Origin of the sequence: Salidesulfovibrio onnuriiensis (genome assembly GCF_008001235.1) — a bacterium.
Classification (GTDB): Bacteria; Desulfobacterota; Desulfovibrionia; order Desulfovibrionales; family Desulfovibrionaceae; genus Pseudodesulfovibrio; species Pseudodesulfovibrio onnuriiensis.
Map to the genome: position 1 here is coordinate 2,245,937 of NZ_CP040751.1, position 22,498 is coordinate 2,268,434.

Consider the following 22,498-nt stretch of genomic DNA (forward strand, 5'->3'; position numbering starts at 1 on the left):
GAATGTAGGGAACCTACTGAACGCAGGAATGAAAATCAATGTGTTTTCAATGGCGGAGGGTCTATGAGCCGTGCGATCCAAAACATTGATCCCAAACAGGCCGAAGAGCTGATGTCGGGCATGCGCCCGGACGAATACACCCTGTTGGATGTCCGTCAGCCTTGGGAGTACGAGGTCTTTCACATTCCTGGCGCCTTGCTGGCTCCCTTGCCCGAACTGGCTGATCATCTGGATGAGTTCGAGCAGGACGAGCCTGTCATCGTCTATTGCCGTTCCGGCGGCAGGAGCATGGCCGCCGCCAAGATTCTGGCCGGGAACGGCTATACACAGGTCCACAACCTTATGGGCGGCGCTTCCGCCTGGTTGGGGCAGGCCGCCTACGGGCCGGTCGATCTCGGACTCATTGATTTCACGGGCAGCGAAACTCCGGGCGAGGCCGTGGCCAAGGCCTTTGACATGGAGCACAACCTTCAGCTTTCCTATTTGCGCTGGGCCGAGGAACAGGACGGCGAGGATGCCACGAATCTGTTTGTCGAGTTGGCGGGGTTCGAGGAGCTGCACAAGGACGTGCTTTACCGCATGTATGCCAAAGTGGAGGATGCCCCTCTAGACCGCGCGACATTCGAGGCCCGGGTGCTCGGAACGGCTGGGGGCATGACCGAGGGCGGCGTGGAGATCGAAACTTTCCTGGAGGAGCACGGAGAGCTTTTTGAAGGGCTGGAGGGCATCGTCATGCTGTCCATGATGATCGAATCCCAAGCCTACGATTATTACATGCGTTGTTCGCGGGCGAGTCTCAATTCGGAGACGCGGGAGGCCTTCGGGCTGCTTGCCCGCGAGGAACAGGCTCATCTCAGGCTGTTGGGGCGGCGCATGGACGCATTCGGGGACGAGGCATGATCACACGACTGAAAACAGAGCTGTATTCAAAGATGATATTGGAGTTTCCCCCGGTCCGGGAACGGATGAGTTGCCGTTTCATCGGGGTCATGCCCGACGAGTTCGTGGCCGTGCGGGTGCCGCTGGTGCCCGGCATCAAGGAACGGCTTCAGGAAGGGGCCATTGTCGATTTCCGTTACCTGCACGAAGGGAACCTTATGGGATTCCGCACGGAGGTGCTCTATTACCAGGCCACTCCGTATTCCATTGTCTTTGTGCGCTATCCCGACGCCATCGAGAAGCACGAGCTTCGCAAGGAAAAGCGGGTTCGCTGCCGACTGCGTACCACCGTTACCAAAAAGGAACTGTCCTGGAAGGGCGTTACCGTGGATATCAGCGGCAGCGGTTGCCATTTCCTGGTGGATGCCTCGGCCCAGGAGGCTCCGGCCGTAAGGGTCGGGGATTTCGTTTCCGGTATTTTTCACACCATCTGTGCCATGGAGCTGAGCTTCAAGGCCAAGGTGGTCAGCGCTGGGCAGGAGGACAGCCGTTTTTCCCTGGGGCTTGTCTTCGAGGGAAACGAAGAGTTCCCTCCCGGGGAGTTTTTTGATTCCCTCAAGGAAACCGCTGAATTGCTGGGCGACTAGCGCTCGTCCAGGCGGCGCTGGATGGTAAGCAGCCGCAGATTGGGGAGCACTATCCCGGCGATGATCAACGCGGCTCCGCCCACCTGGAGCATTACGACGTTTTCCCCCAGCAGCCATGCCGCAGCAGCCAACGTGGCCACGGGCTCGATGCTCGAGAAAATGGAGGCATAGGCGCTCCCCACCTTTTCGATGGCCAGATAAAGGAAGGCCACGGCGATGACTGAGGCCACCAGGCCCAATCCCAGGCCGATGAGCAGGCCGTCCACGGTTATGTTTGCATATGGCGTCAGCCCGCCATGGACGTTGTACGTCAGACTCGAAAAAAGCAGTACATAGAACGTGGCGCGCAGCGGCCTTTCATCCTTGAGCAGCACCTGCACCAGCATGAGATAGGTGGAGAACACCGCCATGGCGCCGAAGGCCATGGAGATGCCGGTCATGTTCATCTGCTGCAGGAAGGCGTCGAAAAAGACCAGGGCGCATCCGCCCACCACCAGCAGCAGGGAAAGGATCATGGTGGGGCCTATCTTCATCTTGAAGAAAAGAGCTGAAAGCAGGGTCACGGCCACCGGGTAGAAATAGAGAATCAGGGCGGTGGTGGATGCTGGAATATACTTGGCCGCCCCGGCAAAGAGAATGGCCTGGAGCGGATAGATGAATATTCCGATGGCGGCGCAGCGCAGCAGGGTCTTGGGCCTGGCCTTGAGCTGGGCACGGTCCGTGAACAGCAGCCAGAAAAAGAGGATGAGCACCCCGAAGGTGAAGCGGTACTGCATCATTTCCGGGGCGTCCAGACCGGCCTGATAGCCGAGCTTGACGAAGATGACCAGCATGCCGAAGGCAATGGCGGAAATAAAGGAATAAATCAGACCCTGTATCATGAATCTCTCACATTTTCAGACGGTTGGCAGCACAGACGCTACGCCAGGCCCCATGGCATGGCAAGCGCTTTCCTCAACGGTTGTGCGGCTTATCGTCGGAAATAGGCGAGGTATTCCTGATTGCCCTTGGGACCCTTGATCTTGGAGGGAACCACGCCCACCGTGATGAGCCCCAGTTCCTCTTCGCAGAAACCCGTGACGATTCGGATGGCCTGCTCGCGCAGGGACTCGTCGCGGACCACGCCCTTGTCGGTCTGGCCCGGGCCCAGCTCAAACTGGGGCTTGATCAGACAGACGATCTCTCCGGTTTCGCGCAGGAACTGCATGCAGGCCGGCAGGATCTTGGTCAGGGAGATGAAGGATACGTCGGCCACGATGATGTCCACGGGCTCGGGAATGAGGTCGGGTTCTGCGTGGCGGATGTTGGTGCGCTCCATGTTGACGACCCGTTCGTCGGTGCGCAGTTTCTCGTGCAGCTGGCCGTAGCCCACGTCTGCGGCATAGACCCGCAAGGCCCCGTGCTGGAGCAGGCAATCCGTGAAACCGCCCGTGGAGGCCCCCGCGTCCAGGGCCACCTTTCCTTCCACCTTCAGGCCGAAGTGCTCGATGGCCGTGAGCAGCTTGTAGGCCCCCCGGCTTACGAAACGGTCGTCGCCGGGCACCGTGAATTCCGTTCCCTCGGGAAACTGCTGTCCGGGCTTGGACACGGGGATCTTCTGGCCCTTGTCCAGGTAATGGACTTTGCCCGCCATGATCAGGCGTTTGGCCTTTTCACGGCTTTCGGCAAGGCCCAGTTCCGCTATGAGCTGGTCGGCGCGCTTCTTGGGCACGGATGCTCCGCTACTTTCCCTGAAGGCCCAGCTTGGCCACCACCTTGTCGGCGGTCGCCCTGGTGTATTCCTCGGGGCTGAGCTTTTCCTTTTCGTCCGGGCTGATGATCAGTTCGGGCTTGTTGGCAAGGCTCTGGTCCGGGGCCACCTCGAATTCGGCCGGGAAGGTGTTTTCGAAGTACATGGACTGGAAATCCACGAACTTGAGATGATGGGCCGTGGAGTCGAGGATGCACAGCTCGTCGCTGGCGACCAGGCCGAGTTCCCGGGCGCGCTTGGCGCCTGCAAAGGATTCGCCGCCCTGGGTGCAGGCGATGTGTCCGTTGCGGTTGGCCTGGATCATGGAATCCATGATCTGCTGCTCGGTGACCTGGATGACGTGGAAGGCGTCTTCGCCGGCAATGGCCTCGTACTTTTCCGCAAAGTGCTTCACGCGCGGGAAGGAGACTGGGTTGCCGATCATGGCCGCCTGGGCCACGCTCGGGGTCACGATGACGGGCTTGTAGGCGCGCTGCTGGGCGTCTTCGACGCTGTAGTAGCGGTAGACCGGGTCGGCATGGTGCGACTGGACGCCGAACATGCGCGGCAGTTCGTCGATGATCTCAAGCTCGTAGAGCTTGAGGAAACCGGCCATGATGGCGGTGATGTTGCCCGCGTTGCCGATGGGCACGAAGATATTTTTGTTTTCCATGTTCCAGTCGAACCATTGGGCGATCTCGAAGGCGTAGGATTCCTGGCCCAGGATGCGCCAGGAGTTCTTGGAGTTGAGCAGGGCCACGCGGTAGTTGTCGGCCAGGTGCTCCACCACCTTCATGCAGTCGTCGAACACGCCGGGCACTTCCAGCACGGTTGCTCCGGAGCCGAGCGGCTGGGAAAGCTGGGCCGGGGTGACCTTGCCGTGGGGCAGGATGACCACGGACTTGATGGGCCCGCCGATGTAGGAGGCATACAGGGCCGCAGCGGCCGAAGTGTCGCCGGTGGAGGCGCAGACGGTCAGGATCTGGTCCCAGTCGTTGGCGCGTACCAGGGAGCGCAGGTAGGAGAAGGCGCAGGCCATGCCGCGATCCTTGAAGGATGCGCTGGGGTTTTGGCCGTCGTTCTTGTAGGCCGTGGCCATGCGTGTCGCCCGTCCGAGGTTCTCGCTGGACTCGATGATGGGCGTATTGCCTTCGCCCAAGTAAACGATGTCCTTTTCTTCCAGCACCGGGGCCATGAGTTCATAGAAACGGAAAATGCCGCGCAGGGCGGTGTTCTTGGTAGCCGCGCGGTCATCGAAGATCTTGCGCCATTCCTCGCCGGAGGTTTCCTTGAGCTTGTCGAAGTCCAGGTTTTCCAGCAGGAACACGCCGCCGCAGTCCGGGCAGGTGTAGTAGAGCTCATCAGCGGGGAACCGTTTGCCGCAACCCAGGCAGAAATATTCCATCCTGCCGCGATACTTTGGGAATTCGTTTCTATTCACTGTTCTGACCTAATGAGTGTAATAGTTTACTGAAATACGTTTGTGCACTTTCGTAGAGACGTACTGTCTAACGTTTTGCGAATCAACAAAAAATGCTGTGAGATCGTGACAGAGCACAAGGCCTTTCCGGGCAGTCGGCTAGGGCCAGATGGCGGGGGTGCCCAGCACCACGATAACCGCACCGAGCGACATCTTGAAGGTCATGCCGAAGGCCTTGCCCCAGAATGCGCCGAGCGCTGCATGGCGGGCTTGGGCAAAGTCCTTGCCCGGCATCTCGAAGATGAGGCAGCCCAGGTACGCGCCGCCCAGCGCGCCCAGCAGGGCGCCGAAGCCGAGTAGAAATGGGGCACAGATGATGGCCCCGGCAATGGCGCCGATGATGCCGCCGATGTTGCCGGCCCTGCCCGCGCCGTACTTTTTGGCCCCCCAGGTCTGGAGGGCGAATTCCGTGATTTCTCCCACCAGTGCGATGCCTGCAAGGAGCGCCACGAACTGCCAATCCATGGAGGCGGGGTAGAGCCATTTCCACAGGGCCACGAGCCCCACGCCGACCCAGTTGGCAGGAGCACCGAAGACCTGCAGCACCTGGGAGCCGATGAGCAGGGAAATTACCAGGGAAGCCCAGACGTATTCCATGGTCTAGCTGTCCTTTTCCTGGTCGCGGAGATCAACAACGCGCACGGCCTTGCCCGCTGCCTTGGGGATGGCGTCGTGCATGACCAGTTCCACACGCGGGGTGACCAGTATTTCGTTGCACAGGCGTGCGGCAATGCTCTTTTGCAGGTTGCGCAGCACGCGCATGTCTTCCACGAAGTATTCCTCTTTGACCTCCACCTTGACGCGGATCTGGTCCATGAAGCCTTCGCGGATGAGTTCGATGACGTAATTCTGTCCCACCTCGGGCATGGCCATGAGCACCTGCTCGATCTGCATGGGGTAGATGTTCACTCCCTTGATGATCAGCATGTCGTCCGCGCGGCCCGTGATGCGGTCGATGCGGCGGTGGGTGCGGCCGCAGGCGCATTGACCGGGGATGAACCGGGTCAGGTCGCGGGTGCGGTAGCGGATGATGGGCATGCCCTCGCGGGTCAGCGTGGTCATGACCAGCTCGCCCACTTCGCCTTCTGCAACGTGCTCGCCCGTGGCGGGGTCGATAATTTCGGCGATGTAGGCGTCTTCCCAGACATGCATGCCGGTCTGCTCGGTACATTCGAAGGCCACGCCCGGGCCGTTCATTTCCGACAGGCCGTAGGAGTTGTAGGCCTTGATGTGCATGAGTTCCTCAATGCGCCTGCGGGTCTCCTCGGTGTGCGGTTCTGCGCCGATCAGGGCCACTTTCCAGGGCATTTCCGCTGGGTCGAATCCTTCCTCCACCACCTTCTGCGCAAAATAGAGGGCAAAGGAGGGTATGATGTGCAGCACCGTGACGCTGAAATCGCGAATGAGTTTGATCTGACGGCGGGTGTTGCCCGCGCCGGCGGGTACCGTGAGACAGCCGAGGCGCTCGGAGCCGTAGTGGATGCCGAGCCCGCCGGTGAACAGGCCGTAGCCGGACATGTTCTGGAGCACGTCGGAGCGGCGTACGCCCACGGCGTACATGGACCGGGCCATGAGGTCGGCCCATTGGTCGATGTCCTTCTGGGTGTAGAAAACCGCTGTGGGGGTGCCTGTGGTGCCCGAGGAGGCATGCAGGCGGACAAAGTCGTCCAGGGAACGGGTCAGTAGCCCGTAGGGGTACTGGGAACGGAGGTCGTCCTTGGTGGTGAAGGGCAGCTTGGTGATGTCGCTGGCGGTTTGGAGTTCCCGGATGTCGAAGTCCTTGAGCCGTTCACCGTAGAACGGGGACTTCCGTGCGTTTTCCACGACGGCGCGCAGGCGCTCGACTTGCAGGTTTTCCAGTTCGGAGCGTTTCAGAGACTCGGACGGATGGTAGAACATGGCTGCCCCTTGGTCGTTTGGAAATTAATCGTTGCCTTGCATCTCTCCGGGGAACTCGGACGGGTATGGTGTGGAGTCCAGGTTGCCGAACAGGGTGCACTCCTTCTTGAAGTAGAGCGTACAGGTTCCGGTGGGACCGCTGCGCTGCTTGCCGATGATGATGTCGGCCTCGTTCTTGCGCGGGTTGTCCTCGCCCTTGTTGTAGGCCGCGTCGCGGTAGAGGAAGATGATGATGTCCGCGTCCTGCTCGATTGCGCCGGATTCGCGGAGGTCGGACATCATGGGAGTCTTGTCCGTGCGTTCTTCCACCTTGCGGTTGAGCTGCGACAGAGCGATGACCGGCACGTTGAGTTCCTTGGCCAGCGCCTTGAGGCTTCGGGAAATGTCGGAGATCTCCTGCTCGCGTGAATCCGTGCGGGCGCTGGAGCGCATGAGCTGGAGGTAGTCCACCACGATGAGGCCCAGGTTGTGCTCGGCCTTGAGGCGGCGGCATTTTGCCTGCAGTTCCAGGGTGGACAAGGCAGGAGTGTCGTCGATGAAAATGGGGGCGCGGGAAAGCACGTCGGCCGCCTCGTAAAGCGCGCTCCAGTCCTGGTCGTCCAGGTAGCCGGTTCGCAGGTTGCCCATTTCCACGTGGCTCTGCACCGAAAGAAGGCGGACCATGAGCTGCTCCATGGCCATTTCCAGGGAGAAGACGGCTGTGGGCACTTCGGCTCGGGCTGCGGCGCGTAGGGCGATGTTTAGGGCGAAGGCGGTCTTCCCCATGGCGGGGCGCGCCGCAATGATGATCAGGTCGGAATTCTGCAGGCCCGCAGTCATAGAGTCGAAATCGGTATACCCGGTAGGGATACCGGTAATGGCGGACTTGTTTTCGTATTTTGCCTGCAGTTCCTCGAACACCTTGATGATCAGCTTGTCGCTGGCCAGCATATTCTTGGAGGATTTGGCCTGGGCGATCTTGAAGATTCGTTTTTCGGATTCGCTCAGGACCACATCCACGTCAGCCGCTTCGTAGCAGTCGCTGATGATGGTGCCGGAAATGTCGATGAGTTCGCGCAGGATGGCTTTGTCGCGAACAATGGTGGCGTGGTATTCCGCATTGGATGCGCTGACCACTGAGTCGGCTATTTCGGCCAGGTAGACCGGACCGCCGATGGTATCCAACGTACCTTGAGAATTGAGAAAGTCCGAGACCGTGATCAGGTCGATGGGCTTGTTGGTGCGGTAGAGTTCGGAAAATGCCTCGAAGATGACCTTGTGGGCCGGGGAATAAAAATGATCCGGCTCAACGATTTCCACCAGGGAACTGAACATGGTGGGAGACTGGAACACGCCGCCCAGGACGGACTGTTCTGCTTCGAGATTGTGCGGGGGGACTTTACGAAGTAAATCGGAAGAAGCCCTCGAAAGGGCTTCTTCCGTTGAATTCATCTGACCTTGCTTTCTAGGCCTCTGCGGATTCTTCAGATTCTGCATCGGCAACTTCGGCTTCGGCCACTGCTTCTTCCACAACCGGAGTTTCTTCTTCGACTTCTTCTTCGCCGACGCGAACATGCTTCACGACGGAAAGCTTGAGTTCGCCGCGAACGTCCGGATGCAGCTTGATGTCGATTTCGTATTCGCCCAGAGCGCGGATCGGGTCAGCCATGACGATCTTGCGGCGATCGATGTCCACGCCTGCTTCGGCCAGGGCATCGCCAATGTTGCTGGCGGTGACGGAGCCGTAGAGCTTGTCGCCTTCGCCCACGCGCACGGTGATGGTGACCGGGGTGGCGGCGATCTTTTCTGCCAGAGCCTGGGCTTCACCCTTGAGGGCGTCAGCCATGACCTGCAGCTTCTTGCGTTCCAGGTCAAACTGCTTCTGGTTGGCTACGGAAGCGGGCATGGCCAGTCCCTGAGGGATCAGGTAGTTGCGGCCATAGCCTGCCTTGACGGTAACAATATCTCCGAGTCGACCCAGGGAGTCGACGTCAGCACGCAGAATAAGTTTCATGTGACTCTCCTCCTACAGGTTGGTCTTCTTCTTCACGTCAGTGGAGTGGACGGTGGTGTAGAACATAAGAGCCATCTGCCTTGCGCGCTTGATCTCGGTGGTCAGGCGACGCTGGTGCTTTGCACAGGTGCCGGTGATGCGGCGGGCAATGATCTTGCCGCGTTCGGTCACGAAGTCGCGCAGGATGTCCGGACGCTTGTAGTCCAGGGGCAGCTCGCTGTCGGCGCAGAAACGGCAGAATTTCTTCCTCGGGGTGAATTTCTTGCGGAATGCCATGGTTATACCTCCTTAAGCGGCCTTTTCGAGTTTGACGGTCATGAACTTGAAGATGCCGTCAGTGATGCGGATGTTGCGTTCCAGTTCGGCAACGATCGGGCCGGGACCGCTGTAGACGAGGCGGATGTAGTAACCACGGGTCTGCTTCTGCACCGGGTAGGACAGAGTGCGCATGCCCCATTCATCGACTTCGACGATCTCACCGCTTTCGCTGGAGATGACGCCGGCCAACTTTTCCATGATTTCCTTGCGGCCGTCTTCACCCAGTTCCGGGGAGAGCAGCAGAAGGGTTTCGTAATTAGCCATTCTTGTTCCTCCTTGTGGTCATTGGCCCCCTCTTCGGAGAAAAGAGAGAGCAAGGCTAAAGAAGAGGCTTCTTATTGGGTTTGTAAAGAACTGTCAAGGGCAGCAGTATGTCACCTTTCACTTTCCTTGTCAGCTTTCGTTTTTTTGCGGGGCGTCCAGCCGCACTTTCCGGTCATTCAGCCGCGCAGTTTGAGCCGTGGGGCCACGAAGAACCCCACGGCCAGGGCTATGCAAATATACAGGAAGGTGAGTAGAACTCCCTTCATTGCTTGTTCTCTTTATCCTTGGGCGGCGTCCAGCCGCAGCTGTTCTTTGCGCCCTGTCACTTGCCGCTGAGCCCCAGCTTCGGGGCCAGCCAGGTGATGGCAAAGTAACCCGCTGCGAAACAGCCGAGCAGAATCAGCAATTCTTTCATGGCGCCCTCCTAGATGTCCAGGTCGCTCCCTGTCAGCAGGCGGTAGGCCTCGATGTATTTGGAGCGGGTCTGGGCGTTGATGTCCTCGGGGATGGCGGGTCCCGGAGGCTGCTTGTTGAAACCGATGTCCATCAGCCAGTCGCGCAGGAACTGCTTGTCGAAGCTGGGTTGACCCGCGCCCGGCTTATATCCTTCCATGGGCCAGAAGCGGGAGGAGTCCGGGGTGAGCACCTCATCTATGAGAATGAGGCGGTCGCCTATGGTGCCGAACTCGAACTTGGTGTCCGCGATCAGGATTCCGCGCTTCTTTGCATAGTCGCGAGCTCTGGAATAGATGTCCAGAGAAAGTTTTTCGACCTTGCGCATCATGTCTTCGCCAAGAAGCGTCGCCGCCTTTTCCAGGGTGATGTTCTCGTCATGCTCGCCCAGTTCCGCCTTGGTGGATGGCGTGAATATCGGCTTTTCCAACATTTCGGATTCCTGGAGATTTTCCGGGAGCTTGTGCCCGCAGACATTGCCTGTTTTTTGGTAATCGCTCCAGCCGGATCCGGTGATGAAGCCGCGAACGATGCATTCGATGGGCAGGGGCTTGGCCTTTTTCACCAGCACTGCGCGGCCCTCGAGCTGGTCGCGATACGCCCTGAGCGGTTCGGGGAAATCGTCCACTTCTGAGGCGATGATATGGTTTTCCACCATATCGCCCATCATTTCCATCCAGAACAGGGTGATCTGGTTGAGCACCACGCCTTTCTGGGGGATGGGATCGGGCATGACCACGTCATAGGCCGAGATGCGGTCCGAGGTGACGATGAGCAGGGTTTCCTCGTCGATGTCGTAGATGTCCCTGACCTTGCCGCGCGAGAGCAGCGGGTAGTTCTTGATGTCGGTCTGGATGACGGTTTTCATGGTATCCTCGTGAGTCTTTGGTTTGGGCTATTACAACTATAGTATGCCTATTTCCTGCGGCATTCCACAGAACGGGCATGGGCTTCGAGGCCCTCCAGCCGGGCAAGACGGGCAATCTTGTCGGCGTGCTCGTTCACATAATCCGGGCTGGTGGCGATGACGCTGGATTTCTTGACAAAGGTCTCCACGGACAGGGCCGAGGAGAAGCGGACCGTGCGTAAAGTGGGGAGCACATGGTTCGGGCCGGCAAAGTAATCTCCCACGGGCTCGGGGGAGTGGTGCCCCATGAAAATGGCTCCGGCGTGTTTGATCTTGCCGAGAAGGGACCAGGCGTCATTCACGGCCAGCTCCAGGTGTTCCGGGGCCAGCAGGTTGATGAGTTCCGCCCCCGTGTCCAGGTCCGGGACAGTGATGACGGCTCCCCAGTCCTCCAGGGATTTTTGGGCGATTTCACTGCGGGGCAGGGCAGCTGTCTGTGTCTTGAGTTCCTCGCAAACGGCAGTCCCGAGTTCCGGGCTTGTGGTCACCAGGATGGACGCTGCCAGAGGGTCGTGCTCGGCCTGGGAGAGCATGTCCGCGGCAAGCCAAGCGGCATTGGCGGATTCGTCGGCAAGGATGGCGATTTCGCTGGGGCCGGCAAACATGTCGATGCCGATCTGGCCGATGAGCTGGGCTTTGGCCGTGGCCACAAAGATGTTCCCGGGGCCGGCGATGACGTCGCAGGGGGCGATGGTTTCGGTGCCGTAGGCCAGGGCCGCAATGGCCCAGGCGCTGCCTGCCAGGTGGATTTCCGAGAGACCGAGCAGGGCGGCTGTGGTCAGGATGTAGGGGTTCAGGGTGCCGTCTTTGCGGGGCGGGGAAATGACCGCTATCTCGGGGACACCCGCCACTTGGGCGGGGACGGCGTTCATGATCAGGCTTGAGATGAGTGGAGTTTCGCCTCCCTGCCCGCCGGGAACGTACAGGCCGACGCGTTCCACGGGCCGTACCATCTGGCCGAGAATGGTGCCGTCCTCTGCCGTGGTCCACCAGGATTTTTCCTTCTGGTTTTCGTGGAAGGCGCGGATGTTGGCGATGGACTCCTCGAGGATGGCCAGATCATCCGCCGGGATGGATGCCTTGGCCTTTGCGATGTGTTCAACAGGCACTCGGATGTTGCGGGCCTCGAACCCTGCGCAGTCGAATTTGCCGGTATACCGGGCCAGGGCTTCGTCTCCGTTGGCGCGCACGTCGGCCAGAATGTCGCGGACAATGCCGTCCACCTTGGTGTCCGGATCCTTGCGCGCGGCAAGCCAGGTATCAATGGTGGGCCAATCGGCCTTTGACGTATATGAAGTGGTCTTACAGGTCATGGTGTCCTCTAGTGGCGGATTTGAAGAGTTATACAAGGACATGGCGGGCCGTTAAGAGGCCTTTCGCCGGGGAGCCAATCTATAGCCGAGAGGCATTCAAAAGTCGAGACAATGACTAGGTGCCGAAAAAAAGAAGGCCGGGACCCGAAGGTCCCGGCCAGTGTATGACGCATTAGGTGAAGTGAGGCGGGGTCTTAGAACTCGTAGTTCAGACCCATGGACACTTTGTAAGCGGTGTCGTCGGTGTTGATGCCGGCGTCTTCCCACTTGCTGTCCCAATCTGCGGAGATCCAACCGAGTTCCACGTAGGCGGTCAGTTCGTCGTAGATGGAGTAGGAGGTGTTCAGGTCGATTTCAAAGATGGAGTCATCTTCGAGCAGGGTCTTGCCGAACTGAACCTGCGGGCGGTTGGTGGCGTCGTAACCTGCATCCAGGATGCTTTCATCGTTGGTGCCCTGAGCGTACAGGACGTGCACGGTGTGCTTCATGCCTTCGAAGAAGGAGATGTCCTTGAGGGACACACCAACGGTCCAGAAGCCCATGCCGGAACCATCGTTTTCAGAGTCGATGGAACCACTCAGACCCCAGTCACCGCCGAAGAAGAAGGAACCGAGAGCCCAGTCGTTGGACAGGATGGGCATACGTTCGGATTCCAGGTCGGAGGTGCCGTTTCCGTCTTCACCAGAGGTGTAGGCGAAGAACAGTTCGGGCTTCATGAAGTCCCAACCGGTGTAAGCGAAGGAAGCAGCAGCATACCAACCGGACATGTCTGCATCGTCTTCTTCAGCGTCAACGCGACCGTAGTTCACGTCAGCCTTGAACACGAACGGATCAAACATGGTCAGTTCGAAAGCCACGCCAGCCCACCAAGCGCTGTTGATTTCGGTGGTGCTGGTAGCGTTGTGAGCTTTCATGCCGGTGAGCGGAATGTCGCCAGCAGTGTACTGGTCGCCGATGCCGCCGATGGCGAAGAAGGGCTTCACGGAAACGCCGTCAAAGGTCAGCGGCAGAGCGCCAACCCACAGGTCCATGCTGCTTTCGTTGCGGGAAGCAGCAGCCTTGTCGGCGCGGACCCAACCAGCGAGGTAGGACACGTTGTCGGTGATCGGACCGGAAACGATCAGAGCCGGAGCTTCGTCGTTCTGGATGATGGAACCGCCAACAGCGGAAGGCAGAGCAACGCCGAAGTGACCGACTTTGATGTTCTGCTGAGTGCCGGGCCAGTTGAAGTCAATGTAACCGGCCTTGATTTCGACGGAACCTTCATTCTGAGCGGTGGAAGCGTCAGTGATGTTGGTGCTGTCTTTCATCTGGCGACCCCAGGTGGAGGTGCCGACTTCGGTGTACAGAACGCCCTTCAGGTTCTCGTTCGCGATGAACTCGAACTTGGTGCGCAGGCGCTGGTAGACATCGAACTTGGATGCAGCAGCAGCGTCATCCTGGAAGTCCATGTCGGACCAGATGAATTCAAAGGTGTAAGCACCGGTGGCTTTGATGTCAGCGGCGCTTGCGGTGGCTGCCATGCCGAACACGAATGCGCAGAGCACGGCGAGCATTACCAAACGTTTCATAATAATCCTTCCTTCTTTTGCGATTAAAGGTTCACCAGTTAACGTCAATACAGTTGCTCTTTTATCTCATCTGGAAATCGTGTGCAAGGGGAAAACGTGTTTTGGTCAAAATTTTTTTACCGTCCAAAAGGTTGAACATATCTAAAAGCGTGATTGATCCCAATATACTGAAATAATAAGATAAATTACTAAACAATGCGTGGGAGAGGTTCTTGTGTATTACTCTGTTCGTGAGTTTGGTGTTGCAAAAAAACAAAATTATAATGTTTGGCGGGATGAAGGAGTTCAATAATTTTGTTTGCATATCATGTTGGGTTGTATTGGTTCTTTATTTAATTAAATCATGGCATTAATTGATGCCAACTTCGCTGGGGCATTCTCCTGCCGTTGCTTTTCCTTCCAAAAGTTGTGAGACTGAGCCCATGGCAACCAATTTTATCTGGAATTCCGGGGAATACCCACTACAGCCCGGCGTATATCTCATGAAAGACGCTACCGGGAAGATTATTTACGTGGGCAAGGCCAAGAAATTGCGCACCCGTTTGGCGTCCTACTTTCGGTCCACCGGCGGGCACACGCCCAAGACCCGGGCGCTGGTGGAGCGTATCGCCTCCATCGACATCCTGCTGACGTCCAACGAGAAAGAGGCCTTGCTGCTTGAGGCCAGCCTGATCAAGAAGCACAAGCCCCGCTATAATGTGGTCCTGCGGGACGACAAGCAGTATGTACTATTCCGGCTGGACAAGAAGTCCGAGTATCCCCGGCTGACCGTGACACGCAAGGTGGTGCGTGACGGTTCCGTCTATTTCGGGCCGTTCACCTCCGGGACTGCGGCCAAGGCCACCTGGAAGCTGCTCGGCAAGGTTTTTCCCCTGCGGAAATGTAATGACAACGCCTTCCGTAACCGGGTTCGCCCTTGTCTCTACCATCATATCAAGCAATGCCTTGCACCTTGTGTCCTGGATGTGGAGCCTGCCGTATATAAGGAAATAGTCCGTAAGGTGGAAATGTTCCTTTCCGGCCGCACCGGGGAGCTCCTTGAGCGCTTGCGCAGGGAGATGCAGCTCGCCTCGGAGTCTCTGGAGTTTGAAAGGGCTGCGGAGTATCGCGATCAGATCCGGGCCGTGCAGAAGACCGTGGAGCGTCAGGTGGTGGTCATGCAGGACGACAAGGACCAGGACGTGATCGGGCTGGCCGAGGTCTCCGGCGGTTTGGGGTTGGGATTATTGTATATTCGCCAGGGGCGTCTGCTGGATGAAAAGCAGTTTTTCTGGCCCGGTCTGACCCTTGAAGAAGGCCCCGAGGTCCTGGAAAGTTTCATCAGTCAGTTTTATGGGGTGGAGCGCTTCATTCCATCCCGGATAATTGTTCCCGCAGCACTGGATACGGAAGCCTTGGGCGAAGCGCTTGCCGAGCGCCGGGAGGGTAAGGTGCGCATCGCCGCCGCTTCCAATGCGCATGAAAACCATCTGGTGGATATCGCACGCAAGGTGGCCCGCAGGGTGCGGGAGGAAAAGGAGAACCTTACGCAGCGACTGCAGCGGCTTTTGCGGTTGGATTTGGAGCCCGTGCGTATCGAATGCATTGACGCCTCACACCTTGGCGGGGAAGGTATGCGTGTGGGGATGGTGGTTTTCGAGCACGGACAACGCATCAAGGAAGATACGCGGATCTATACCTTTCCCGAGCTGGAGGGGACGGGGGATGATTACGCGGCCCTTGCCGCATGGGTCTCGCGCCGGCTGGAGTCGGGGCCGCCCTGGCCCGACCTTTTGCTTATTGACGGGGGCAGGGGCAACTTTCCGCAGTGGAGCGTATCCTGGCGGATGCGGGTGCGGATGTGGGCTGGGAGTTGGCGTCCATTGCCAAGGGGCCGACCCGACGCGCCGGGGAGATGGAGGACCGGATTTTTTGCCCTGGCCGCAAGAACCCCATGCCCCTCAAGCCGGGCAGTCCGGAATTGTTGTTTTTGCAGCGGGTGCGCGACGAAACCCACCGCTTTGTCATCGGTCGGCAGCGGAGTTCACGCAAGAAACGCATGTTGGACAGTGAACTGTTGAGCCTGCCGGGAATAGGGGAAAAGACGGCCCGGATTCTCTGGGACCGTTTCGGGTCGCTGACGGCTATGCGGGAGGCGGGCGTCAAAGAAATCGAGGCCTTACCCGGCATCGGTAGGAAGCGAGCGGAAAAGATCCAGGCCCAACTTTTGGAAATGCCGCGAAACAGACGTTAGATTTCTTTGGGCTTTCCTATCTCAAGGTGCAGGATTTTCGTATCCGGCGTTGTTTTTTTTAGTTCCCGGTCAAAAGCCTCGGTGTTTTGCGCCAGGATGGGCCAGGTGCCCCAGTGCATGGGAATGACCGTGTTGCACTTGAGTAGCTTGCAGGCATAGGCCGCTTCCTGAGCGTCCATGGTGAACCTCCCTCCAATGGGCAGGGCTGCAATGTCTATGTCGTTGAATCTGGAGAACAGTTCCATGTCGCCGAAAAGGCCTGTGTCCCCGGCGTGGTAGATGCATCTGTTGTCCGGCATGGTCAGGATGAAGCCCACGGCAGTGCCGGTGATGCTGGAGTGCAGCGCCTGGACCATCTTGATCTTGACGCCGCCGCGTTCAACGGTGCCGCCGATGTTCATGGGCACTCCCAGGGATTCGGGCAGCCCTTGGGCAATGAGGTTCTGAATGGTGTCGTGAACCCCCACCACCTCCGCGTCCAGGCGGATGGCCAATTCCAGCGCCTGTCCCACGTGATCGGTATGGTCGTGCGTCACCAGGATGACATCGGCCTTCGCTATTTGGTCGTAGGTGACCGGGGCGGACGGATTGCCCACGAAGAACGGATCCACGAACAGGTCGGTGTCGCCGTGCCTGTAGCGGAAATTTGCATGTCCGAACCATGTGATTTCCATGCTGCCTCCTATTGCCCCCAGCGGGTGAAAAGATCGTGGGGGATGCCCAGTTGGTCTAGAATTTTGCCCGCGATTTGCCGGGTGAGATCCTCCACTGTTTCAGGCTTGTGGTAGAAACCCGGGCTTGCCGGTAATATGGTTGCCCCGGCCTGTTTGGCCGTGAGCATGTTTTTCAGATGAATTTCACTCAGGGGCGTTTCCCGCACGGCCAGGATCAGGGGACGGGCTTCCTTGAGCGTTACGTCCGCGGCGCGGTGGATCAGATTGGTTCCCAGGCCATGGGCAATGGCTGCCAGGGAGGCCATGGAACAGGGGCAAATGATCATGCCGTCATGCAGCCAGGAACCGCTGGCTGGGGGCGCGGCAATATTGCTTGCAGCGTGAATCGCATGCGCGGCCCCGGTCAGTGTTTTTTCGTCCACGCCTTCAAGTTGCAAGACCTTTCGGGCTGCTTCCGAAACAATGAGATGGAGTTCTATGGAGGAATTGGCAGCCAGGGCCTTGGCGACTTCCAGGCCGTACTGGGCACCGCTGGCGCCTGTGACTGCAAGCAGGATACGTTTCTTCGACATTTGTTTTCCTTCCCCGCCGAGGTGTCTCAACAGGGATGTTGGCGTGTTTGCTGCGTATTTGGAGTATTTCTACAATTTTTTTAGAGTTTCCTGCAAGCAATTATTGTCAGGCTGTTGAAAAGCGCGGGCGGTGGGGTTCTTTTTCAGTTTTCACACGGTAATGAGATGTGTATGCTTGACAAAGGGCGGAGGCAGAGATAGGTACTCCGCCTACGCGGGCAATTAGCTCAGTTGGATAGAGCGCTAGCCTCCGGAGCTAGAGGCCACAGGTTCGACTCCTGTATTGCCCACCACGCGAAGAATAAAGGCCTGTGCAGGATCTGCGCAGGCCTTTTTCGTATGCGGCTTTCTTTGTTGACTCCGGGCTTGGCTTGGGCAAGACTTTTTGCTAACCCGACTCGCTGTCATGAACGGGAACCGGAGCAAGCAATGAACAAGATCGTCCTATCCGTCACCTTGAGCGTGGACAGGGAAAACACCGATGACGCCTATCTCGATTTCAACCTGACCGTTGACGAGGAATATATTCACCCCCCGGAAAGTTATGTGAACCCCGTGGATCTGGTGAACAGCGCCACCCTCGGCGGTGAGCTGTATATTTTCACCTGCAGTTGCGGCGATCCCGGCTGCCTGGGCATTGACGAGGGTATCCAGGTGTCCCACGGCAACGGTGTGGTGCGGTGGAAGGTGCGCAATCCCATTGCCTGGAATCCGGAGGAGGCTCTGCCGGAATGGACCCACGACGTGGAGTTCGTTTTCGACAGGGATGAATATGTCTCGGCCGTCAAGGTGGCCCTGGAGCAGGCCAAGGCGCTGGTCCGCCACTGGAATGGCCCGGGGGCTCTCTGGGTTGGGCCTGGAGAGATGAGTGTCGACCAGCTCATGACCCTGGATATTTCGGATTCGTTCGCCATCATTGCCGCCGTGGACAATCGTTCGATTCATTAATTTTCATTTCGTTTTTTCTTGGGCTTCCATGCTGTTGCGGCATGGAAGCTTTTTTTTGTGCTTCGTGCGGGGAGCATAAGAGGGGCGGGAGCTCGGCTTCGGAATCCTATTATAATTGTTCCATGGGAATAATCGTGCTGCATTGCTATGAATAGAGAATTGTCGGGGGTGAACCATGAAAAGAAACGATTGCAACCACAATGAATGCAGGGGGTGCGTTTTCTACAGGAAAAAATGCCTTGTGGGAATTCGAAGACCCTGGAATCTCAGTGCTTGCGAAAACTTTCTGCCTTATTGCCTTATTTGTACCTATCCCGAGGTTTTTTGCCGAACCTGCTGCAACCGCGCCCTGAGGGTGGACAAGCCCGTGGGCGTCGAACTGCTTGGAGGCGTTTCTCCTCCGGAGCAGGGCGTATATCAATGCGTATGGGACCCGTGCCTTTAGCAACGCCGTAACTTGCCGCCTCTCCTTCCTCTTCTCGCCGTCGCCTCCAATCCCTGCTTAACATTTCCGTCCGTTCCGTCTAGATTGATGCGCTGAAACACTTTTTGACGGAAGGCTGCATGGGGTACAGAAATCTTTCTCAACTGCTCGCCGCCCTTGAACAGCGGGGTGAGTTGGTTCGTATTGAAAAGGCCGTTGACGCCGACATTGAAGCCGGGGCGATCCAGCGCCGCGTCTTTGAGGCCGGCGGGCCTGCGTTGCTGTTTACCAATGTCCGCGATTGCCGCTTTCCCATGGCCGCCAATCTTTTTGGCACCAGGGAACGCATGCGTTTCATTTTTCGCGATACCATATCCACGGTGGAGCGGCTCATGCGGCTCAAGGTGGATCCCTCCGTCGCGTTCAAACGGCCGTGGGAATACCTCGGAGCCCCCCGGGCCGCGTGGAACACCATGCCCAGAAAAGTGCGCTCGGGACCGGTCATGGAACAACAGTGCCGGATTTCGGATTTGCCCAGGCTCGTTTCCTGGCCCCGCGACGGCGGCGGGTATGTGACCTTGCCGCAGGTCTACAGCGAAAGCCCGGAAAAGCCCGGATTCATGGGCTCCAACCTGGGCATGTACAGGGTGCAGCTTTCCGGGAACGACTTTGAGCGGGACCGCGAGGTTGGGCTGCATTATCAGATTCATCGCGGCATCGGTCACCACCATGCCCAGGCCATCTGCAGGGGCGAGGAACTCCGGGTGAATATTTTCGTCGGCGGGCCCCCCGCCATGACCCTTGGGGCGGTCATGCCGTTGCCCGAAGGCATGCCCGAGGTCTGTTTTGCGGGCGCCATGGCCGGTCATCGGATTCCCTTTGTCTGCCGGGAAGGGCAATTGCCCGTTCTGGCGGAAGCGGATTTCTGCATCAGCGGCCGCATCGATCTCAAGGTCCAGAAGCCGGAAGGGCCCTTTGGCGACCATTTGGGCTATTACAGCCTGACGCACGACTTCCCGGTTCTCAAGGTGGATGCGGTCCATCACCGCAGGGATGCGGTCTGGCCGTTCACCACGGTGGGCAGGCCCCCGCAGGAGGATACGATCTTCGGGGAATTCATCCACGAACTGACCTCGGAACTGGTGCCCACGGTCTTTGCCGGGGTGCATGAGGTGCATGCCGTTGACGCAGCCGGGGTCCATCCCCTGTTGCTGGCCGTCGGCAGCGAGCGCTACGTGCCCTATGCGGCCGAGCGCCAGCCCCAGGAATTGATCACCAATGCGCTGTCGCTCCTGGGCAACACCCAGACCTCCCTGTCCAAGTACGTGCTCATTTCCGCCAAGGAGGATGCGCCGGACCTTTCCGCCCACGACATGCCCTCCTTTTTCGACAATTTGCTCCGGCGGATCGATCTGAGCCGCGACCTGCATTTCATCACCAGGACCACCATCGACACCCTGGATTATTCGGGCATCAGCCTGAACCAGGGCTCCAAAGTCGTCATTTCCGTGGCCGGACCGCACAAGCGCGAGCTGGGCACGGAGCTCCCCGCGGATTTCAGGCTGCCGAAAGGCTTTGGCTCACCCACGGTCTTTGCGCCGGGGATTCTATTGGTTTCCGGCCCCGGCCACGACCGGAAGCGGGATGAGCATGACCCCGGGATGGAACGGCTGGGAGCGGAGCTGGAAGACATCAAGGGATTGGAAGGGTTCCCGTTCATTTTTGTGGTGGACGATGCGGAATTCACGGCCAGGAGTTGGGATAATTTCCTGTGGGTGGGCTTCACCCGTTCGGATCCGGCCACCGACATGTACGGAGTGGGCGCGTTCACCCACTGCAAGCATTGGGGGGCCGAAACCTCGGTCCTCATCGACGCAAGGCTCAAGACATACCATGCGCCGCCTCTGGAGCCCGTGCCCGAGGTGGAACGATTCGTTGACTCTCTGGGGGCGCCCGGCGGGCCGCTTCACGGCATCATATAAGGAGGCTTCACATGGATGAAAATGTTGTCAGTCAATTGAAGCGCGGCTTTGCCATGGATTTGTGGGAAACCATACGATCGGCCAAGGGCGCAAAAGGAGAGCGGGTTTTCCGGCACACCATGTTCGACCAGGGGGAGATGATGGTTTTTGCGGCCCTGTTTCCCAAAAAGGAGCTGCTTGAATTCCCGGATCTGGAGCAGAATTTCGTGGAAAGGCTCAAGGTGTTCAACCTGCTGGGCGTGGCCACGGATGGCAAGACCACCATGGACATGTTCCTGCTGGGCGGCATGAACAAGCCTTTTACCTCCCTGAGTTCTGTGGAAGAGTTGATGAAGCTCTTTGACGAGGAGCCGTTGATGGCCTTTTTGGATGCCTATTTTCGGGCCCGGGGCTCAAACATAGACATCATGACCATCAGCCATGACGAGTTCATGAAGGCCGTGGAGCGGGAGGTCTTTGCCAATACCCCCATGTCCGAACTGAGCAACTTGCAGAAGATGTTTACGAACTAACTGTTGGTTCGGGGCGTGTCAGGCCTCTTCCCTGGCCTCGGCCGCCTTTTGAATGACCATGTTGAGCATGGCTTCGTGCAGCCGGATGCTGATGGAGTCGCTCTGGGTGATGTTTTCCACCAGCTCCCGAAGCTTGTCCACGGTTTCCAGCATGACCGTGATAGCTTGGTCGTTGGGGGCCATTTTCCCCTTGCGAATCATTTCCAGAATGTTTTCCAGTTTGTGGGAAAGGGACTCGATATTCTTCAGCTTGAGCAGATTTGCGCCTGCCTTGACCGAGTGGGCGTCCCGGAAAATGCCGTGGATCAGTGCGTCGTCGCAGTCCTCTCCGCAGGCCTCCAGCCTGAGCAGGCCTGCTTCAATGGAGCCCAGACGCTCTGAAGTCTCCTCCACAAAGACGTTCAGTACAGGGTCGTTTATCATTATTCCTTTTTACCTTCGATGAGTTCGATGGCCTTCTGGGCGATGTGTTGCAGGTCGGGCTTGGAAATCTGGAAGTCTGCCCTGACCGCTTCCCCCTTGTGGCGAAGCTCGTCCGTGATGATGGACGAATACAGGATCACCGGAAGTTTGCCAACAACCGGATCCTCCTTGATGTTCTTGGTCAGACTGAATCCGTCCATGAGCGGCATCTCGATGTCGGAAATGACCACATTGACGTATTCGGTGATGTCCTTGCCCTCGGCTTCCGCCCGCGCCTTCAGTTCCATGATTTTTCGGAGCGCCTCGTCCCCGTTGTTGGTGATGATGTAGTTGAAGTTGGAAACTTCCAGCGACTGCTGGAGCATTGTCCTGATGGTCGCGGAGTCGTCGGCCACCAGCGCGGTGTAGCCCTTGTCCGTGACCGTCAGTGTGTCCGGGTTGATGTCCAGGGAGAACTCGGAAAGGATGGTTTCCAGGTCTAGGAGCTGGATGAATCTGCCGCCCTTGTCCACCATGCCCACGATGGCGTCGGTGCTTTTGGCGATGATGCCTGCCGGGGGGATGACCTCCTGCCAGCCCACGCGATGAATTTCCGTGACCCCGGAAACCAGGAACCCGGTGACTGACTGGCTGAATTCGGTGACGATGACTATGTCCCGTTCGGTTTTCGGCATGTCTATGTCCAGCCAGACGCTCAGGTCGAGCACCGGCAGGATGTGCTGTCGCAGGGGAATGGTGCCCATGAACGAGGGATGCGGGGCCGATTCAGGCGGCTCCAGGTTCGGCGTTTCAATGACCTGCATGACCTTGGCCACGTTGATGCCGAAGTAGTTGGGGGTGGGCGGTTCTCCCTCTTTTCTGGTCTCGTTGATGTAGAATTCGAGGATTTCGAGTTCATTGGTACCTGTTTCGAGAAGGATGCCGGTATCTATTGCAGATTTTCCTTTAACGCTCATGCCGATTGTCCTTTCCCTTCGGTTGAATCGAAAGCCCGATATTTACTGGGCACATTACCAGCGGCAGGCTTTTGCTGTCTATACTATTATCTTGATTATACCGTGTTTTTTTACAAAGGACATGATTTTCTCCTCTTCGTTCGGTCATGAGAAAATGGGGAGGCAATGGCGCGGGGCGGGGAGGATTCCGTGATTCGCTTCTTTTCTCCGCGCGTGTGGGCATTATTCCTTTTATTATTTGATATCATGGTGTTGCCTCCCGGTTTCAATCTGCTATGCTGCATGTAAATGGTTTTGAAAATAAGTAACGATATGGGGATG

The 22,498-nt window shown here is 58.0% G+C and carries 22 protein-coding genes, 1 tRNA gene and 1 pseudogene; 8 read left to right on the plus strand and 16 right to left on the minus strand.

All coding sequences use genetic code 11. The annotated features are described in order from the left end of the window. The first annotated feature begins 63 nt into the window (after positions 1 to 63). Together FGL65_RS10040 and FGL65_RS10045 are read left to right on the plus strand one after the other, a co-directional pair. A complete protein-coding gene (locus tag FGL65_RS10040; RefSeq protein ID WP_147821074.1) occupies positions 64 to 900 on the plus strand; it encodes a rhodanese-like domain-containing protein in 837 nt (278 codons plus the stop codon). After that, positions 897 to 1,526: a flagellar brake protein gene (locus FGL65_RS10045; RefSeq protein ID WP_147821075.1), complete on the plus strand. Its 630-nt coding sequence runs from the start codon at positions 897 to 899 to the stop codon at positions 1,524 to 1,526. Before FGL65_RS10040 ends, FGL65_RS10045 begins: the two co-directional genes overlap by 4 nt. Here FGL65_RS10045 and FGL65_RS10050 read toward each other — a convergent pair. The 12 genes from FGL65_RS10050 to FGL65_RS10105 all read right to left on the minus strand — a co-directional run bounded on the left by FGL65_RS10050 (position 1,523) and on the right by FGL65_RS10105 (position 13,453). Beyond that, on the minus strand, positions 1,523 to 2,407 hold the full coding sequence (locus FGL65_RS10050; RefSeq protein ID WP_147821076.1) for a DMT family transporter: 885 nt from the start codon (positions 2,405 to 2,407) through the stop codon (positions 1,523 to 1,525). The genes FGL65_RS10045 and FGL65_RS10050 overlap by 4 nt on opposite strands. An 89-nt stretch (positions 2,408 to 2,496) precedes the next feature. Next, positions 2,497 to 3,237 carry a TlyA family RNA methyltransferase gene (locus FGL65_RS10055; RefSeq protein ID WP_147821077.1) on the minus strand — a complete coding sequence of 247 codons (741 nt, stop codon included), beginning with the start codon at positions 3,235 to 3,237 and terminating at the stop codon, positions 2,497 to 2,499. 10 nt (positions 3,238 to 3,247) lie between these two features. Next, positions 3,248 to 4,660, minus strand: a complete 1,413-nt coding sequence (gene thrC, locus FGL65_RS10060; protein ID WP_187170614.1) for a threonine synthase — start codon at positions 4,658 to 4,660, stop codon at positions 3,248 to 3,250. A gap of 174 nt (positions 4,661 to 4,834) precedes the next feature. Beyond that, on the minus strand, positions 4,835 to 5,332 hold the full coding sequence (locus FGL65_RS10065) for a DUF456 domain-containing protein (protein WP_147821079.1): 498 nt from the start codon (positions 5,330 to 5,332) through the stop codon (positions 4,835 to 4,837). Positions 5,333 to 5,335: 3 nt separating this feature from the next. Continuing rightward, the gene (locus FGL65_RS10070; protein ID WP_147821080.1) at positions 5,336 to 6,634 is read right to left on the minus strand and encodes a phenylacetate--CoA ligase family protein; all 1,299 of its coding nucleotides are present in this window, start codon (positions 6,632 to 6,634) and stop codon (positions 5,336 to 5,338) included. Between the two features lie 24 nt (positions 6,635 to 6,658). Continuing rightward, positions 6,659 to 8,065: a replicative DNA helicase gene (dnaB, locus tag FGL65_RS10075; RefSeq protein WP_250645452.1), complete on the minus strand. Its 1,407-nt coding sequence runs from the start codon at positions 8,063 to 8,065 to the stop codon at positions 6,659 to 6,661. A 13-nt stretch (positions 8,066 to 8,078) separates the two neighbouring features. Beyond that, positions 8,079 to 8,627: a 50S ribosomal protein L9 gene (gene rplI / locus FGL65_RS10080; RefSeq protein WP_147821082.1), complete on the minus strand. Its 549-nt coding sequence runs from the start codon at positions 8,625 to 8,627 to the stop codon at positions 8,079 to 8,081. 12 nt (positions 8,628 to 8,639) lie between these two features. Then, on the minus strand, positions 8,640 to 8,903 hold the full coding sequence (gene rpsR / locus FGL65_RS10085; RefSeq protein WP_147821083.1) for a 30S ribosomal protein S18: 264 nt from the start codon (positions 8,901 to 8,903) through the stop codon (positions 8,640 to 8,642). Between the two features lie 12 nt (positions 8,904 to 8,915). Next, positions 8,916 to 9,209, minus strand: a complete 294-nt coding sequence (rpsF, locus tag FGL65_RS10090) for a 30S ribosomal protein S6 (RefSeq protein ID WP_147821084.1) — start codon at positions 9,207 to 9,209, stop codon at positions 8,916 to 8,918. Positions 9,210 to 9,633: 424 nt separating this feature from the next. Then, positions 9,634 to 10,530, minus strand: coding sequence for a phosphoribosylaminoimidazolesuccinocarboxamide synthase (locus FGL65_RS10095; protein WP_147821085.1), 897 nt, complete (start codon positions 10,528 to 10,530; stop codon positions 9,634 to 9,636). Positions 10,531 to 10,577: 47 nt separating this feature from the next. Then, complete coding sequence (hisD, locus tag FGL65_RS10100; RefSeq protein WP_147821086.1) at positions 10,578 to 11,882, minus strand: histidinol dehydrogenase; 1,305 nt, start codon at positions 11,880 to 11,882, stop codon at positions 10,578 to 10,580. A gap of 194 nt (positions 11,883 to 12,076) precedes the next feature. After that, the gene (locus tag FGL65_RS10105) at positions 12,077 to 13,453 is read right to left on the minus strand and encodes an outer membrane homotrimeric porin (protein ID WP_147821087.1); all 1,377 of its coding nucleotides are present in this window, start codon (positions 13,451 to 13,453) and stop codon (positions 12,077 to 12,079) included. 482 nt (positions 13,454 to 13,935) lie between these two features. Between FGL65_RS10105 and uvrC the strand changes: the two are divergent. Both uvrC and FGL65_RS18670 read left to right on the plus strand, forming a co-directional pair. Beyond that, positions 13,936 to 15,401 (plus strand): annotated as a pseudogene (gene uvrC, locus FGL65_RS10110) (excinuclease ABC subunit UvrC); the annotation flags it as partial. 90 nt (positions 15,402 to 15,491) lie between these two features. Then, positions 15,492 to 15,686 (plus strand): helix-hairpin-helix domain-containing protein, encoded by a 195-nt coding sequence (locus tag FGL65_RS18670; RefSeq protein WP_348981339.1) that lies wholly within the window; start codon positions 15,492 to 15,494, stop codon positions 15,684 to 15,686. On the opposite strand, the gene FGL65_RS10115 is transcribed toward FGL65_RS18670, so the two are convergent. Together FGL65_RS10115 and FGL65_RS10120 are read right to left on the minus strand one after the other, a co-directional pair. Next, positions 15,683 to 16,360 (minus strand): metal-dependent hydrolase, encoded by a 678-nt coding sequence (locus FGL65_RS10115; RefSeq protein ID WP_147821088.1) that lies wholly within the window; start codon positions 16,358 to 16,360, stop codon positions 15,683 to 15,685. The genes FGL65_RS18670 and FGL65_RS10115 overlap by 4 nt on opposite strands. Before the next feature lie 8 nt (positions 16,361 to 16,368). Continuing rightward, positions 16,369 to 16,932 (minus strand): UbiX family flavin prenyltransferase, encoded by a 564-nt coding sequence (locus FGL65_RS10120; RefSeq protein WP_147821089.1) that lies wholly within the window; start codon positions 16,930 to 16,932, stop codon positions 16,369 to 16,371. A gap of 216 nt (positions 16,933 to 17,148) precedes the next feature. Here FGL65_RS10120 and FGL65_RS10125 point away from each other — a divergent pair. The 4 genes from FGL65_RS10125 (at position 17,149) to FGL65_RS10140 (ending at position 20,798) form a co-directional block, all read left to right on the plus strand. Continuing rightward, positions 17,149 to 17,225, plus strand: a tRNA-Arg gene (locus FGL65_RS10125). Between the two features lie 136 nt (positions 17,226 to 17,361). Further along, entirely contained in the window at positions 17,362 to 17,880 is a 519-nt protein-coding gene (locus FGL65_RS10130; protein WP_147821090.1) for a hypothetical protein, read from the plus strand. Positions 17,881 to 18,444: 564 nt separating this feature from the next. Beyond that, on the plus strand, positions 18,445 to 20,286 hold the full coding sequence (locus FGL65_RS10135) for a UbiD family decarboxylase (protein ID WP_147821091.1): 1,842 nt from the start codon (positions 18,445 to 18,447) through the stop codon (positions 20,284 to 20,286). Positions 20,287 to 20,297: 11 nt separating this feature from the next. After that, on the plus strand, positions 20,298 to 20,798 hold the full coding sequence (locus FGL65_RS10140) for a hypothetical protein (protein WP_147821092.1): 501 nt from the start codon (positions 20,298 to 20,300) through the stop codon (positions 20,796 to 20,798). An 18-nt stretch (positions 20,799 to 20,816) separates the two neighbouring features. Here the strand turns inward: FGL65_RS10140 and FGL65_RS10145 are convergent, their stop codons facing one another. Then, positions 20,817 to 21,221, minus strand: coding sequence for an Hpt domain-containing protein (locus FGL65_RS10145; RefSeq protein ID WP_187170348.1), 405 nt, complete (start codon positions 21,219 to 21,221; stop codon positions 20,817 to 20,819). Continuing rightward, entirely contained in the window at positions 21,221 to 22,177 is a 957-nt protein-coding gene (locus FGL65_RS10150) for a chemotaxis protein (RefSeq protein ID WP_147821093.1), read from the minus strand. The genes FGL65_RS10145 and FGL65_RS10150 overlap by 1 nt, the downstream gene beginning before the upstream one ends. Positions 22,178 to 22,498: the final 321 nt, after the last annotated feature.

What these genes read in the sequence shown, in the direction of transcription:
- FGL65_RS10040 (WP_147821074.1), top strand. Translation starts at nt 64, where the DNA reads ATGAGCCGTGCGATCCAAAACATTGATCCCAAACAGGCCGAAGAGCTG.
- FGL65_RS10045 (WP_147821075.1), top strand. Translation starts at nt 897, where the DNA reads ATGATCACACGACTGAAAACAGAGCTGTATTCAAAGATGATATTGGAG.
- FGL65_RS10050 (WP_147821076.1), bottom strand. Translation starts at nt 2,407, where the DNA reads ATGATACAGGGTCTGATTTATTCCTTTATTTCCGCCATTGCCTTCGGC.
- thrC (WP_187170614.1), bottom strand. Translation starts at nt 4,660, where the DNA reads ATGGAATATTTCTGCCTGGGTTGCGGCAAACGGTTCCCCGCTGATGAG.
- FGL65_RS10065 (WP_147821079.1), bottom strand. Translation starts at nt 5,332, where the DNA reads ATGGAATACGTCTGGGCTTCCCTGGTAATTTCCCTGCTCATCGGCTCC.
- FGL65_RS10070 (WP_147821080.1), bottom strand. Translation starts at nt 6,634, where the DNA reads ATGTTCTACCATCCGTCCGAGTCTCTGAAACGCTCCGAACTGGAAAAC.
- dnaB (WP_250645452.1), bottom strand. Translation starts at nt 8,065, where the DNA reads ATGAATTCAACGGAAGAAGCCCTTTCGAGGGCTTCTTCCGATTTACTT.
- rplI (WP_147821082.1), bottom strand. Translation starts at nt 8,627, where the DNA reads ATGAAACTTATTCTGCGTGCTGACGTCGACTCCCTGGGTCGACTCGGA.
- rpsR (WP_147821083.1), bottom strand. Translation starts at nt 8,903, where the DNA reads ATGGCATTCCGCAAGAAATTCACCCCGAGGAAGAAATTCTGCCGTTTC.
- rpsF (WP_147821084.1), bottom strand. Translation starts at nt 9,209, where the DNA reads ATGGCTAATTACGAAACCCTTCTGCTGCTCTCCCCGGAACTGGGTGAA.
- FGL65_RS10095 (WP_147821085.1), bottom strand. Translation starts at nt 10,530, where the DNA reads ATGAAAACCGTCATCCAGACCGACATCAAGAACTACCCGCTGCTCTCG.
- hisD (WP_147821086.1), bottom strand. Translation starts at nt 11,882, where the DNA reads ATGACCTGTAAGACCACTTCATATACGTCAAAGGCCGATTGGCCCACC.
- FGL65_RS10105 (WP_147821087.1), bottom strand. Translation starts at nt 13,453, where the DNA reads ATGAAACGTTTGGTAATGCTCGCCGTGCTCTGCGCATTCGTGTTCGGC.
- FGL65_RS18670 (WP_348981339.1), top strand. Translation starts at nt 15,492, where the DNA reads ATGTTGGACAGTGAACTGTTGAGCCTGCCGGGAATAGGGGAAAAGACG.
- FGL65_RS10115 (WP_147821088.1), bottom strand. Translation starts at nt 16,360, where the DNA reads ATGGAAATCACATGGTTCGGACATGCAAATTTCCGCTACAGGCACGGC.
- FGL65_RS10120 (WP_147821089.1), bottom strand. Translation starts at nt 16,932, where the DNA reads ATGTCGAAGAAACGTATCCTGCTTGCAGTCACAGGCGCCAGCGGTGCC.
- FGL65_RS10130 (WP_147821090.1), top strand. Translation starts at nt 17,362, where the DNA reads ATGAACAAGATCGTCCTATCCGTCACCTTGAGCGTGGACAGGGAAAAC.
- FGL65_RS10135 (WP_147821091.1), top strand. Translation starts at nt 18,445, where the DNA reads ATGGGGTACAGAAATCTTTCTCAACTGCTCGCCGCCCTTGAACAGCGG.
- FGL65_RS10140 (WP_147821092.1), top strand. Translation starts at nt 20,298, where the DNA reads ATGGATGAAAATGTTGTCAGTCAATTGAAGCGCGGCTTTGCCATGGAT.
- FGL65_RS10145 (WP_187170348.1), bottom strand. Translation starts at nt 21,221, where the DNA reads ATGATAAACGACCCTGTACTGAACGTCTTTGTGGAGGAGACTTCAGAG.
- FGL65_RS10150 (WP_147821093.1), bottom strand. Translation starts at nt 22,177, where the DNA reads ATGAGCGTTAAAGGAAAATCTGCAATAGATACCGGCATCCTTCTCGAA.